Raw genomic sequence first — 12,686 nt, forward strand, 5'->3', positions numbered from 1 at the left:
TCATAGAGTTACGGCGGTTATAGCGAGAGGGAAACGCCCGGTCCCATTCCGAACCCGGAAGCTAAGCCTTTCAGCGCCGATGGTACTGCACTCGCCAGGGTGTGGGAGAGTAGGACACCGCCGGACAATCATTCCCCTGTAGGGGCGAACTCTTTCGAGTTCGCCCCTACAGGGCTTTTTGCGTTGCTCTGTTCTACCCGGGTGCTAGATGTGTTCGACCGGTTGCCGCAGGATCGTGCGCAACTTCTCCGGCGCCGTCCGCCGGGCGTCACTGAGGTAGACCTCGTGGTGTTTGCCGGTCATCCGCAACGACAGCCCCGGAATCACAGCTTGGTGCAGCTCGTCCAGGACGGGGGCTTCGGCGTCGTACGACCCGACGTGCAGGGTCTGCACGGCCAGGCCTTCGTCGAAGGTCTCCAGCCGTATGTCCGGCAGCCGGGTCACCCCGTCCTTGGTCCGCACCTTCTCGCGCGCCACATCGACGTGCTCGGCCGTCACCCATTCCGGGACGGTGATCATGACGGTCCAGTCCCACCGTGACTTGTCCCGCTCTGCGGTGAACGCTGCCAGGTCGTCCGCCCACCACAGCGCCTCCAACGGCATGACCACGTGATCCCGGCCCGTCGACTTCCCGAGGAACTTCAGCGCGTACGCCACCGGGTAGATGGTCGTCAGTGCCGCGGCGTACTCCGGTGCCGTGTTCGGATCACCGTGCCCGTCGATCATGAGGAACGGCATCGCTGGGACGGTCATCACATCGAACCGGCCGCGCCGGGCGCGGTATCCCGGGATGGTCCGCTTGCCGTCCACCGGACCGCCGGCCGTCGGTTGCGGAGACACGTCTCACGCCCCCTGGTGTTCGGCCAACGCCGGCGGTGCACTGGCCCGGGGCGGTGACTCGATGGGTCGCAGCGCCAGCAGTCCCAGCAGCAACACGATGAGGATTCCGGCGATCCCGGCGCGGTCCGCGTCGAAGAGGAAGGTGAAGAACCCGAACAGGGTGGGGGCCAGGAACGAGACGGCCCGACCGGTCGTGGCGTAGAGGCCGAACAGTTCCCCCTCGTGCCCGGCCGGGGTCAACCGGGCCAGGAACGTCCGTGCGGACGACTGCGCCGGCCCCACGAACAGGCACAGCACCAGGCCGAAGATCCAGAACATGGTCGGTCCCGACACCAGCATCAGGATCACGCCGGCCACCAGGGTCCCCACCAGTGAGAACTGGATCACCGTCTTCGGTCCGAGCCGGTCGTCGAGCCGGCCGGCGACCAGGGCCCCGAGCGCCGAGATGACGTTGGCGGCCACCGCGAACAGGATGACGTCGGCGGAACTGATGCCGTAGACGGAGACGGCCAGGATCCCGCCGAACGTGAAGATGCCGGCCAGGCCGTCCCGGAACAGGGCGCTCGCGGCCAGGAACCAGACCGTCCGGCGGTCGGTGCGCCACAACGCTTGCAGATCCCGCCACAACACCCGGTACGAGGCCAGGAACCCGACGTGCGGGGCGCCCGGGCGGGGTGGGATCTCTGGAACCGCGAACAGCACCGGGAGACCGAAGACCAGGAACCAGGCCGCCGCCATCAGGGCGACCACCCGGATGTTCAGGCCGTCGGTGGACGTCACCCCGAACCAGCCGACGTCCGGGGCGATGAACCCGAAGTAGCAGATCAGCAGCAGCACGATGCCGCCGAAATAGCCGAGCGCCCAGCCGAACGCCGAGACCCGACCGATGCTCGTCGGGGTCGACACCTGGCGCAGCATCGCGCTGTTCGCGACCCACGCGAACTCCGAGAACACTGACCCGACCGCCAGCAGGGCCAGACCGAGCCAGAACCAGTCCGGGGTGTCCTTCACGAAGAACATGCCGGCCATCACCAGCACCGTCAGCACGGTCCAGAGGCCCAGCGAGCGGCGTCGGTGCCCGCCGATGTCGGCCCGCTGGCCGCTGACCGGGGCGAAAACGGCGACCAGAACGCCGGCCACCCCCAGGCCCCACCCCAGCCAGGTGCTGGCCCCGATGGAACCGGGCAGATCCGCGCCGACCGCGTCGGTGAGGTAGACGGAGAAGACGAACGTCAGGATGACGGCATTGAAGGCCGACGACCCCCAGTCCCACAGGCCCCAGGCCACGACCCGGCTGGTGGGGATCGGGTCGACGGGCGACGAAGGAACGGGGCCGCGCCCCGCGGGCGAACCGGTCATGGCCGCACAGTAGAGCGTGTCCCGCCCGCTCGGGCGGTGGACGGCCCACGAAGCGAACACAAGCCCTAGCCTGGCCGGATGGCCGGTGAACGGATCGACGTCACCGTTCTGTGCCGGCTGCTGGACGGGTGGGCCGACGGGGACGGTCAGCTCCCGCAGCGCCTCGCCGATGCGGTGGCGGCGCTCGTCGCCGCCGACCACCTGGCCGACGGCGCCATTCTGCCGCCCCAGCGCGAGCTGGCGGCCGCGCTGGGCATCGCCCGGGGGACCGTCACCACGGCCTACGACCTGTTGGCCGCCCAGGACTGTGTGCAGGCCCGCCAGGGCTCCGGGTCGCGGGTGCGCCGCCGCGGCGTCCTGACCGCCAAGGGCGCCACCAGCGGGCGGCTCTCCTCGTTCGCCGGCCACGGCCACGACGAGATCGATCTGAGCAGCGGGGCCCTGCCCGGCCTGCCGGGCGTGGTCGGCGCGTTCGCCCGTCTTGATCCGATCGAGCTGGCCGCCGAGGTGGCGACCGACGGCTACCACCCTGCCGGCCTGCCGCGGCTGCGCGAGGCCATCGCCGCCCAGTACACCCGGGACGGACTGGACACCGCACCGGACCAGATCCTCGTCACCTCGGGATCGCAGCAGGCGTTGTGGCTGGTGGCGCACACCCTCGTCAGCGCTGGTGACGAGGTGGTGGTCGAGGACCCGACGTACCGGGGCGGCCTCGAGGCGTTCCGGGATGCCGGCGCCGCGCTGCTCACCGTTCCCCGTCGCGTCGACGGACTGGACGTCTGCGCGGTCGAGGCGCTGCTGCGGACCCGACGGCCGCGGGCGTTCTACGTGCAGCCGGCCGCGCACAACCCGACCGGGACGTCCCTGTCGTCGGCGCAGCGGGCCGCCCTCGCCGACGTCCTGACCGGGCACGGCGTGCACGTCATCGAGGACACGTCGTCGGCCGACCTGGTCCTCGACGGGGCCGGGTTCCGGCCGTCCCTGGCCGGGCAACTCGATCCGCGCCGAGTCGTCACGATCGGCACCACGTCCAAACTCCTGTGGGGCGGTCTGCGGGTCGGATGGGTGCGGGCCGCCCCGGCCGTCGTGCAGACGCTGACCCGGATGCGTACGACGATCGACATCGGCACCCCGGTGGCCGATCAGCTGGTCGCCGCCGACCTGATCGCCACGACCGCTGACCTGCGACGGCGGCGGACCGCCGACCTGGTGCCCGCACTGGCCGCGACCGAGGAGCTGCTCGCCGCACGGCGGCCGCACTGGCGCTGGGTCCGCCCGTCCGGTGGCACGTCGTTGTGGATCGACCTGGGCGACGCCGACGCCGTCACGTTCGTCGAACAGGCCCGCCGCCGGGGGGTGCGCATGGTGGCGGGACCGTCCTTCTCGGCCTTCGAGGGCCAGCGCTCGCACCTCAAGCTGCCGTTCTGGCACCCCCCGGCGCGGTTGGCCACCGCCCTCGACCGCATCACCGGCGCCTGATCGGCGAGACGGAACGATGGACCAATCACCTCGGACTGGCCTAACCGTGGGCCCGGTCGACGACCCACACTCGGGACGTACGGCAGCGCTCGGACGAACTCGCGAGGTGGACGTCGATGACGACGGTGGCCCTGGTCGGCACGCTCGACACCAAGGAGCAGGAGTTCCGGTGGCTGCGTGAACAGCTCGCGGCCGCCGGCTGCGACGTCCTGGTCGTCGACGTCGGCACGTTCTCCGACGGGGCCGGCCTCGCCGACGTGGATTCGGCCGCGGTGGCCACGGCCGGCGGGACCGACCGGGACGAGCTGCGTCGCACCCGGGACCGCGGGGCCGCGATGAGCGCGATGGCCACCGGGGCCGCCGAGGTCGTCCGGCAGTTGTTCGCCGCGGGACGGATCGACGGGCTCTTGGCCGTCGGCGGGTCCAGCGGATCGTCGGTGGCCGCCGGTGCCCTGCAGGCGCTGCCGGTCGGGGTGCCCAAGCTGCTGGTGTCGACGATGGCCGCCGGGGACGTCGGTCCCTACGTCGGCGCCGTCGACGTGACCCTCATGTACTCGGTCGTCGACATCGCCGGGATCAACTCGATCTCGCGACGGATCCTCGGCAACGCGGTCGCCGCCATCGCCGGGATGGCCCAGCACTACCGGGCTGACCGGGACGCCCACCAGGGCGACCAGGCGAACGACGAGCGACCGCTCATCGGCATGACGATGTTCGGGGTGACCACGCCGGCGGCCGACGAGGCCCGGGCCCGGCTCACCGAACTCGGCTACGAGGTCCTGGTCTTCCACGCCACCGGCGCCGGTGGCCGAGCGATGGAGGCGTTGGCCGCGGGTGGGTTCCTGGCCGGGGTGCTCGACCTGACCACCACCGAACTGGCCGACGAACTGGTCGGCGGCGTGCTGACCGCCGGCCCCGACCGGCTGGAGGCGGTGGGCCGGGCCGGACTGCCGCAGGTGGTCAGCCTCGGCGCGTTGGACATGGTGAACTTCGGCCCGCGCGAGACGGTGCCCGAGCGCTTCGCCGACCGGAACCTGCTGGTGCACAACCCGACCGTCACGCTGATGCGGACCACCTCCGGGGAGATGGCGACCCTGGGCGGGATCATCGCCGACAAGCTGCGGGCCGCGCAGGGGCCGACCCGCGTGCTGATCCCGCTGGGTGGGGTGTCCGCGGTGGACGTCCCGGGCGCACCGTTCCGCGACGCCGACGCCGACCGGGCCTGCTTCGCCGCCCTGACCACCGGGCTGGCCGGGTCGGCCGTCGCGGTGGACGAGATCGACGCCGCCATCAACGATCCCGGGTTCGGTACGTCCGCAGCCGACGCGCTGCACGCCCTGATCACCGCCCGGTCGGAGGAGGAGAACTGAGATGGATCGCAGCACCGCCCTGGCCCGCCTGCGTGCGACGGTGGCCGCCGGCAGGCCCATCATCGGCGGCGGCGCCGGCACCGGCCTGTCCGCGAAATCCGCCGAGGCCGGCGGCATCGACCTGCTGATCATCTACAACTCGGGCCGCTACCGGATGGCCGGCCGCGGCTCGCTGGCCGGGCTGCTGCCGTACGGCGATGCCAATCAGATCGTCGTCGAGATGGCCGCCGAGGTGCTGCCGGTCGTCCGGGACACCCCGGTGCTGGCGGGGGTGTGCGGGACCGACCCGTTCCGGCTGATGGGCCCGTTACTGGACGAGCTGAAGCGGATGGGCTTCACCGGGGTCCAGAACTTCCCCACGGTGGGTCTGTTCGACGGGGTGTTCCGGCAGAACATCGAGGAGACCGGCATGGGCTTCGGCCTCGAGGTCGACATGATCGCGGCCGCCCACGAGCGGGACCTGCTGACCTCCCCCTATGCCTTCGATCCGGACCAGGCCGCGGCCATGGCTCGGGCCGGGGCCGACATCCTCGTCCCCCACGTGGGTCTCACGACCAGCGGCACCATCGGGGCCACCACCGCCCTCACCCTCGAGGAGTCGGTGCGGGTGTGCCAGGAGATGTGCGACGCGGCCAAGGCCGTCAACCCGGACATCATCGTGCTCTGCCACGGCGGGCCCATCGCCGAGCCGGCCGACGCCCAGTACGTGCTGGCCAACACCGAGGGCATCGTCGGCTTCTTCGGGGCCTCGTCCATGGAACGGCTCCCCACCGAACGGGCCATCGCGGAGCAGGCCGCCGCGTTCAAGGCCCTGCAGTTCTGAGCACCTCCCCCGGCGGTCGGGGGCCAGGGGAGGTGCTCAGTGCCGCTCAGGGGGCATCGACCGGGTCCGCTCCCAGCTCGCGCAGCACCTCGGTGATCGGCCGACCCCGCCACGTCGACCGGTAGTTCTCGATCGACATGAACGTGCGGGTGATCATCCGATCCACGTACATCCGGCCGTCCAGATGGTCGACCTCGTGCTGCAGGATGCGGGCCGGCCAGCCGGTCAGCTCGGTGTCCACCGGTTCCCCGTCCGGGGTGCGTCCGCGGACCCGGACGGCAACCGCGCGCGGCACCACCGCGAACCAGCCGGGGATCGACAGGCACCCCTCGAACCACCAGGCGTGAGGTGCGCCGGTGACGGGTTCAAGGGTGGCGTCGACCAGGGCCAGCGGGGCCATGGGCGCCCGGCCCTGCGCGGCGAACAACGCCCGGGTGGCGTCGTCCTCGGCCAGGGCGGGATCCGCCGCGACCAGCACCCGGACATCCAGGCCCACCTGGTTCGCCGCCAACCCCACCCCGGGGGCCGCGCGCATCGTCCGATGCATGGCCGCCACCAGGTCGGCGAGCCGGTCGACCCCGGTGTCGCCGACCGGCCGGCACGGCCGGCGCAGCACCGGATCCCCGGCGTGGACGAGCGGCAACAGGTCGGCGTCGTCGGTCGGGTCGACGGTGGTCATCTGTTCATCCCCCAGCGGTGTCCGGTCCGTGCCGTGTGCCCGGGCGGGCACTGGTCCACTGTTACCCCGTTCGTGGCCGTCGGGACGTCCGGGCGACGGAAACCACCAGGGCGCCGGCCGGCTGGACGTCGCCCGCACCGGCCGAGCCGCACATGGCGCTCGTCACGAACGGGCGCTCGTCGCCGGCTCCGGTGGCGTCCCCCGATAGCCTTCCCCCATGGCACAGAGCGTGTTCGTGGTCGCCCCCGAGGGGCAGACCGGAAAGTCCGCGGTGGCCTACGGCCTCCTGGTCCTGCTCAGCCGACAGGTCGGCCGGGTGGGGGTGTTCCGTCCCGTCACGGCTTCCCTGTCCGAACCCGACCCGGTGGTCGAGCTGCTGCTTTCCCATCCGGCCGTCGAGCAGGAAGCCTCGACCGCGTTCGCCGTCACCTACGACGACGTGCACGCCGACCTCGACGCGGCGATGTCCCGCATCGTCGACGGGTACGGCCGGCTGTTGGCCGACTACGACGCCCTCGTGGTGATCGGCAGCGACTACACCGACATCAGCACCGGCACCGAGTGGTCGGTGAACTCGGCCATCGCCGCCAATCTCGGCGCACCGGTCGTGCTGGTGGTGTCCGGCCGGGACCGGACCCCGGAGGAGGTCGCCGCCACCGTAGGACACGCGCGCGGCGACCTGCAGCACGCCCACGTCAGCCCGGTCGCCGTCTTCGCCAACCGGGTCGCGGCCGAGTTCGTCGGGCCGACCCGGGAACTGCTGGCTACCACCGGACTGGTCTGCGGGGTGCTGCCGGAGGTGCCGCTGCTCACCGCGCCGACCGTCGCGCAGATCCAGCAGGCCATCGGAGCGACCCTGCTGCGCGGTAATCCCGAGTGGCTGCAACGGGAGTCGCTCGGTTTCGTGGTCGCGGCCATGTCACTGCCCAACGTGCTGGTCCGGATGCGGGAGGCCTACACGATCATCGCGCCCGGCGACCGCACCGACGTGCTGCCCGCCCTGCTGCTGGCCCACCAGTCGGGCACCTTCCCGGCACTGGCCGCCATCATCCTCAACGGCGGTTACCGGCCGCCGGACCCGGTCGTCCAGCTCATCGACGGGGTCGACTCCGACCTGCCCATCCTGCTCACCGACGGTGGCACCTTCGACACTGCGACCCGGTTGGCCGCCGTCCGTGGCCGCCTCACCGCCGACTCCCGGGTCAAACTGCAGACCGCGTTGCGGACCTTCGACGAGGCCGTCGACGGGCAGGCCCTGCTCGATGCCATCGACGTCGGCGAGTCAGACGTGGTCACCCCCTTGATGTTCCAGTACCGGCTCATCGAACGGGCCCGCACCGACCGCAAGCGTGTGGTGCTGCCCGAGTCCGACGATGACCGCATCCTGCAGGCGGCCGACAGCCTGCTGCGGCTCCGCGTGGCCGACCTCGTCCTGCTCGGCGAGGAGGCCGCCGTCCGGTCGCGCGCCTCGAGCCTCGGCCTGGACATCTCCGGGGCCAGCATCGTCTCGCCCAACGACCCGGAGCTGGTCGCCACGTTCGCGGCCGAGTACGCCCGGCTCCGTACCCACAAGGGGATGACGGTGGAGCGGGCGGCTGAGATCGTTTGCGATGTCAGCTATTTCGGCACCATGATGGTGCACCTGGGGATGGCCGACGGGATGGTGAGTGGTGCCGCGCACACCACGGCGCACACCATCAAGCCGTCGTTCGAGATCATCAAGACGGTGCCGGGCACGAAGATCGTCTCCAGCGTCTTCCTGATGTGCCTGGCCGACGAGGTGCTGGTCTACGGCGACTGCGCCGTCAACCCGGACCCGACCTCGGAGCAGCTGGCCGACATCGCCATCTCGTCGGCGACCACCGCCGCCGCGTTCGGCATCGACCCCCGGGTCGCGATGCTGTCATACTCCACCGGGACCTCCGGTAGCGGGGCCGACGTCGAAAAGGTGCGCCTCGCGACCGATCTCGTCCACGAGCAGCGACCCGACCTGCTGGTCGAGGGGCCGATCCAGTACGACGCGGCCGTCGACGCCTCGGTGGCCCGGACCAAGCTGCCGGACTCGCAGGTGGCCGGCCGGGCGACCGTGCTGATCTTCCCGGACCTCAACACCGGCAACAACACCTACAAGGCCGTCCAGCGCAGCGCCGGCGCGATCGCGATCGGCCCGGTCCTGCAGGGCCTGAACAAGCCGGTCAACGACCTGTCCCGCGGGGCGCTGGTCGCCGACATCGTCAACACCGTCGCCATCACCGCCATTCAGGCCCAGACCACCGGAGAGACCGCATGACCGAGTCCGGGCACCTGGTGCTGGTCGTCAACTCCGGTTCGTCGTCGATGAAGTACCAACTGGTCGACCCGGCCGCCGGTACCGCCGTGGCCAGCGGTCTCATCGAGCGGGTCGGCAGCGCAGACGGCTCGGCCCGGCACACCGACGGCGACCGCACCGCCGAGTTCGCCGGCGCCATCTCCGATCACGGCGTCGCGCTGCGCATCATGCAGGACCTGTTCGCGCAGGCCGGCCGACCGCTGGACACCGTCGACCTGCTCGGCATCGGCCACCGCGTCGTCAACGGCGGGTCCCGCTACGGTGAGCCGACTCTCGTGGACTCGCACGTGCTGGCCGTGATCCGCGAGCTCAGTCCGCTGGCGCCGCTGCACAACCCGGCCAACGCCACCGGTATCGAGCAGGCCCAGCTGGCGTTCCCGGGCGTCCCGCAGGTCGCCGTGTTCGACACGGCCTTCTTCCGGGATCTGCCGGCCGCGGCCGCCACCTACGCCATCGATCGGGCCGTCGCCGCGGACTACCGCATCCGCCGCTACGGGGCTCACGGCACCTCGCACCAGTACGTCAGCCAGCAGGTCACCGCACTGCTGGGCGCGCAGGCGTCGGCGCGACAGATCGTGCTGCACCTGGGCAACGGGGCGTCGGCGTCGGCCATCCGCGATGGTCACGCCGTCGAGACGTCCATGGGGCTGACCCCGCTGGAGGGCCTCGTCATGGGCACCCGCAGCGGCGACATCGACCCGGCCGTCGTCTTCCACCTGACCCGGGTCGCCGGGATGGGCATCGACGCGATCGACGAACTGCTCAACCGCCGCTCGGGCATGCGGGGCCTCACCGGGTTCAACGACCTGCGTGACGTGCATCAGGCCGCGGCGAACGGGGACGCGCAGGCCGCGCTGGCCCTGGAGGTCTACTGCCACCGCATCCGCAAGTACGTCGGCGCGTACATGGCCGTCCTGGGCGGCGTCGATGCGATCACCTTCACCGCCGGGGTCGGCGAGAACGACGCCGTCACCCGGGCCACCGCGCTGGGCGGGTTGGAGGGGCTGGGTATCGTGCTGGACGCCGAGCGGAACGCCGTGCGTTCACGCGAGGCCCGGGTCATCTCGGCCGACGGCTCGCCGGTGACGGTCCTGGTGGTGCCGACCAACGAGGAACTGGCGATCGCCCGGGCCACCGTCGCCCTGCTGACCTGATCCGTGCTCGCCGTCCTCGAGGGCCTGGCCACCATCGCGGTGGTGGTGGCCGTCGGCTACCTGCTGGGCCGGTCGAAGGTGCTGCCGGACACCGCGCCGGTGGTGTTGTCCCGGTTGGTGTTCTTCGTCGCCACGCCGTGTCTGCTGCTGCAGACCCTGTCGAGAGCGCCGGTGTCGGTGGTGCTCTCAGGGGCGCTGCCGGTGACGGCGATCGCCACGTCGACCTGCGCGCTGGTGTTCGTGCTCGTCGCGCGGCTCTGGTGGAAGCGGCCGCTGGCCACCGTCGTCATCGGCGGCCTGGCGTCCAGCTACGTCAACGCCGGCAACCTCGGCATCCCGCTCGCGGTCTTCGTCCTCGGTGACGCCGCGTACGTCGCCCCGGTCATGCTGTTTCAGCTGGTCGTACTCGCCCCCGTGGCCATGGTGTTCCTGGACATCAGCGAGACCGGCCGGCGGCCCTCGTGGCGGCGGGTACTGGCGCAGCCGGTCCGCAACCCGATCATCCTGGGCTCGGCGGTCGGTGTCGTCCTGGCGCTGACCGGGACGAAGATCCCCGAACCGGTGGCCGCCCCACTGGGTCTCATCGCCGGGCTGGCCGTACCCGCCGCGCTGATCGCCTACGGCATCTCGTTGCGCGGAGCCCCCGTCCCCGGCCGGGGCGGCAACCGTCGCGAGCTGGTGCTGGTCGCATCGCTCAAGCTGCTGGTGCTTCCGGTGCTGGCCTTCGTAATGGCCCGCTTCGTCTTCGGGCTGTCCGGGGTGGCGCTGCTCGGGGCCACCCTGTGCGGGGCGCTGCCCACCGCGCAGAACGTCTTCACCTACGCGGTGCGCTACCAGGCCGCGGTGCCGATGGCCCGCGACGCGGTCACGCTCACCACGGTGGCGGCCATCCCGGTGCTGGTCGTCATCGCGACGCTGCTGGGCTGACGGGTGGGCTGCGGTGCGGGTCCAACACGTGCGCCAGCGCGGCCAGCGCGGCCGGAACGGTCCGGTAGTAGGCCCAGCGGCCCCGCTGTTGGCGCGTGAGCAGGCCCGCTTCGACCAGCACCCTGAGGTGATGCGAGACCGTCGGTTGACTCAGGTTGACGGGGTCAGTGAGGTCGCAGACGCAGGCCTCACCGTCGGGTCCGGCCGCCACCAGTCCGAGCAGTCGCAGCCTGGTCGGGTCGGCGACCGCCTTGAACCGGTGCGCCCACTCGTCGGCTTCGGCGGGCGACAGCGGTCGACGGGCCAGGGAGAGAGCGACCATTGCTGCAGTATGCCCCGACCTATTGACAGATATCGATGGGTGGGCGTGTGCTGAGTCATTCATATCGACGTAGATCGATGGGAGACGTGATGGGAACCCAGGTCAGACGGGCGGACGCGGACGCCGGGCGGGAGCGGGTCCGGTCGCGGTACGCGGCAGCGGCCATGGCGGTGACCGGTCCATCGGACGGGTCGACGTCCGGTGCCTGCTGCTCGGGGAGAACGAGATCGACGGCCGCGCTGGATCCGGCGGAGGTCGATCGCTTCGGAGCCGGTCTGTACGAGCCGGGTGTCGTCGACGTCCTGCCGGTCGACGCGGTCGCGGCGTCGCTGGGCTGCGGCAATCCGCTCGCGGTGGCCGATCTCGCGCCCGGCGAGATCGTGCTCGACCTCGGTTCGGGTGGTGGCATCGATGTCCTGCTCTCGGCCCGCCGCGTCGGTCCGACGGGCCACGTCTACGGCCTGGACATGACCGACGAGATGCTCGACCTCGCCCGGGCCAACGCGGCCGCGGCGGGAGAGACGCGGGTCGAGTTCCTCAAGGGTCAGATCGAGGCGATCCCGTTGTCCGACGCCGCCGTCGACGTCGTCATCTCGAACTGCGTGGTGAACCTGTCGGCGGACAAGCCGGCGGTGCTGGCCGAGACGTTCCGGGTGCTCCGCCCCGGCGGGCGGATCGGCATCTCCGACGTCGTCGCCGAGGACCACCTGACGGCGGCCGACCGCGCGGAACGCGGCTCCGACGTCGGGTGCATCGCCGGCGCCCTCTCCCGCTCCGAATACCTGGACGAGCTCCGGTCTGCCGGTTTCTCCGACGTCGACGTCACCTTCACCCACCCGGTCGCCGACGGCCTGCACGGCGCGATCGTCAGTGCCCGCAAGCCCGCATGACCGGACACCTGCGTCCCCGGGTGCTGTTCGTGTGTGCCAGGAACCGGGGCAAGTCGCCGATGGCCGCCGGACTGCTGCAACAGCTCGTCGGCGATGCCGCGGACGTCACCTCGGCCGGTACCGCGGCGGCGCAGACGGGCGATGTCGACGTCAATCCGCAGTCGCGGGACGCTCTGATCGAAGTGGGCGCCGACATCTCGCAGCACCGGCCGCGTTTACTGACCGCCGAGATGGCGCGGGCTGCCGACGTTGTGGTGGTGCTCGGCCGGGAGGCGCGGTTGCCTGTGGTCGACGGTCCCCGGATCGAGGTGTGGGAGACCGACGAACCGTCCGCGCGGGGGATCGATGGCATGGAGCGGATGCGGCTGGTCCGCGACGACATCGCACGGCGGGTGGCCGATCTGGCCGATCGGCTGGGAATCGCGCCGGTCGCGGAGGGTCCCTCCCGCTGACGCGCCTGGCCTTGCGGCGTGGACGCCGCTATTCGGTCGGCAAACAGCGAGCTTCAGGCTCT

12 protein-coding genes and 1 rRNA gene are annotated in these 12,686 nt (G+C 71.4%); 9 read left to right on the top strand and 4 right to left on the bottom strand.

The window, feature by feature from the left end; all coding sequences use genetic code 11:
• Positions 1 to 9 precede the first annotated feature (9 nt).
• Positions 10 to 126, top strand: a 5S ribosomal RNA gene (rrf, locus tag FDO65_RS11760).
• A 78-nt stretch (positions 127 to 204) separates the two neighbouring features.
• On the opposite strand, the gene FDO65_RS11765 is transcribed toward rrf, so the two are convergent.
• Positions 205 to 810, bottom strand: coding sequence for a GyrI-like domain-containing protein (locus FDO65_RS11765; protein ID WP_276606863.1), 606 nt, complete (start codon positions 808 to 810; stop codon positions 205 to 207).
• A 33-nt stretch (positions 811 to 843) separates the two neighbouring features.
• Positions 844 to 2,199, bottom strand: coding sequence for an MFS transporter (locus FDO65_RS11770; RefSeq protein WP_137449926.1), 1,356 nt, complete (start codon positions 2,197 to 2,199; stop codon positions 844 to 846).
• A 78-nt stretch (positions 2,200 to 2,277) separates the two neighbouring features.
• Between FDO65_RS11770 and FDO65_RS11775 the strand changes: the two genes are divergently transcribed.
• The 3 genes from FDO65_RS11775 to FDO65_RS11785 all read left to right on the top strand — a co-directional run bounded on the left by FDO65_RS11775 (position 2,278) and on the right by FDO65_RS11785 (position 5,871).
• Positions 2,278 to 3,678, top strand: coding sequence for an aminotransferase-like domain-containing protein (locus FDO65_RS11775; RefSeq protein WP_205849996.1), 1,401 nt, complete (start codon positions 2,278 to 2,280; stop codon positions 3,676 to 3,678).
• A gap of 116 nt (positions 3,679 to 3,794) precedes the next feature.
• Positions 3,795 to 5,048 (top strand): Tm-1-like ATP-binding domain-containing protein, encoded by a 1,254-nt coding sequence (locus FDO65_RS11780; RefSeq protein ID WP_137449927.1) that lies wholly within the window; start codon positions 3,795 to 3,797, stop codon positions 5,046 to 5,048.
• Position 5,049: 1 nt separating this feature from the next.
• A complete protein-coding gene (locus tag FDO65_RS11785) occupies positions 5,050 to 5,871 on the top strand; it encodes a phosphoenolpyruvate hydrolase family protein (RefSeq protein ID WP_137449928.1) in 822 nt (273 codons plus the stop codon).
• A gap of 46 nt (positions 5,872 to 5,917) precedes the next feature.
• Here the strand turns inward: FDO65_RS11785 and FDO65_RS11790 are convergent, their stop codons facing one another.
• Positions 5,918 to 6,550 (bottom strand): peptide deformylase, encoded by a 633-nt coding sequence (locus FDO65_RS11790; RefSeq protein WP_137449929.1) that lies wholly within the window; start codon positions 6,548 to 6,550, stop codon positions 5,918 to 5,920.
• A 217-nt stretch (positions 6,551 to 6,767) separates the two neighbouring features.
• On the opposite strand from FDO65_RS11790, the gene pta reads away from it, so the two are divergent.
• Genes pta through FDO65_RS11805 form a run of 3 tightly spaced genes read left to right on the top strand, consistent with a single transcriptional unit; the run spans position 6,768 to position 10,960 of the window.
• Positions 6,768 to 8,840, top strand: coding sequence for a phosphate acetyltransferase (pta, locus tag FDO65_RS11795; RefSeq protein ID WP_137449930.1), 2,073 nt, complete (start codon positions 6,768 to 6,770; stop codon positions 8,838 to 8,840).
• Entirely contained in the window at positions 8,837 to 10,033 is a 1,197-nt protein-coding gene (locus tag FDO65_RS11800) for an acetate kinase (protein WP_137449931.1), read from the top strand. The genes pta and FDO65_RS11800 overlap by 4 nt, the downstream gene beginning before the upstream one ends.
• Positions 10,034 to 10,036: 3 nt before the next feature.
• The gene (locus tag FDO65_RS11805) at positions 10,037 to 10,960 is read left to right on the top strand and encodes an AEC family transporter (protein WP_137449932.1); all 924 of its coding nucleotides are present in this window, start codon (positions 10,037 to 10,039) and stop codon (positions 10,958 to 10,960) included.
• Here FDO65_RS11805 and FDO65_RS11810 read toward each other — a convergent pair.
• The gene (locus FDO65_RS11810; RefSeq protein ID WP_137449933.1) at positions 10,938 to 11,282 is read right to left on the bottom strand and encodes an ArsR/SmtB family transcription factor; all 345 of its coding nucleotides are present in this window, start codon (positions 11,280 to 11,282) and stop codon (positions 10,938 to 10,940) included. The genes FDO65_RS11805 and FDO65_RS11810 overlap by 23 nt on opposite strands.
• 89 nt (positions 11,283 to 11,371) lie before the next feature.
• On the opposite strand from FDO65_RS11810, the gene arsM reads away from it, so the two are divergent.
• Together arsM and FDO65_RS11820 are read left to right on the top strand one after the other, a co-directional pair.
• Positions 11,372 to 12,172: an arsenite methyltransferase gene (gene arsM, locus FDO65_RS11815; RefSeq protein WP_137449934.1), complete on the top strand. Its 801-nt coding sequence runs from the start codon at positions 11,372 to 11,374 to the stop codon at positions 12,170 to 12,172.
• A complete protein-coding gene (locus FDO65_RS11820) occupies positions 12,169 to 12,624 on the top strand; it encodes an arsenate-mycothiol transferase ArsC (protein WP_137449935.1) in 456 nt (151 codons plus the stop codon). The genes arsM and FDO65_RS11820 overlap by 4 nt, the downstream gene beginning before the upstream one ends.
• The last annotated feature ends 62 nt before the right edge of the window (positions 12,625 to 12,686 follow it).

It is taken from the genome of Nakamurella flava, assembly GCF_005298075.1.
Lineage (GTDB): Bacteria > Actinomycetota > Actinomycetes > Mycobacteriales > Nakamurellaceae > Nakamurella > Nakamurella flava.

Coding starts and splice junctions, on each gene's coding strand:
- FDO65_RS11770 (WP_137449926.1), bottom strand. CDS start 2,199: ATGACCGGTTCGCCCGCGGGGCGCGGCCCCGTTCCTTCGTCGCCCGTC.
- FDO65_RS11775 (WP_205849996.1), top strand. CDS start 2,278: ATGGCCGGTGAACGGATCGACGTCACCGTTCTGTGCCGGCTGCTGGAC.
- FDO65_RS11780 (WP_137449927.1), top strand. CDS start 3,795: ATGACGACGGTGGCCCTGGTCGGCACGCTCGACACCAAGGAGCAGGAG.
- FDO65_RS11785 (WP_137449928.1), top strand. CDS start 5,050: ATGGATCGCAGCACCGCCCTGGCCCGCCTGCGTGCGACGGTGGCCGCC.
- FDO65_RS11790 (WP_137449929.1), bottom strand. CDS start 6,550: ATGACCACCGTCGACCCGACCGACGACGCCGACCTGTTGCCGCTCGTC.
- pta (WP_137449930.1), top strand. CDS start 6,768: ATGGCACAGAGCGTGTTCGTGGTCGCCCCCGAGGGGCAGACCGGAAAG.
- FDO65_RS11800 (WP_137449931.1), top strand. CDS start 8,837: ATGACCGAGTCCGGGCACCTGGTGCTGGTCGTCAACTCCGGTTCGTCG.
- FDO65_RS11810 (WP_137449933.1), bottom strand. CDS start 11,282: ATGGTCGCTCTCTCCCTGGCCCGTCGACCGCTGTCGCCCGCCGAAGCC.
- arsM (WP_137449934.1), top strand. CDS start 11,372: ATGGGAACCCAGGTCAGACGGGCGGACGCGGACGCCGGGCGGGAGCGG.
- FDO65_RS11820 (WP_137449935.1), top strand. CDS start 12,169: ATGACCGGACACCTGCGTCCCCGGGTGCTGTTCGTGTGTGCCAGGAAC.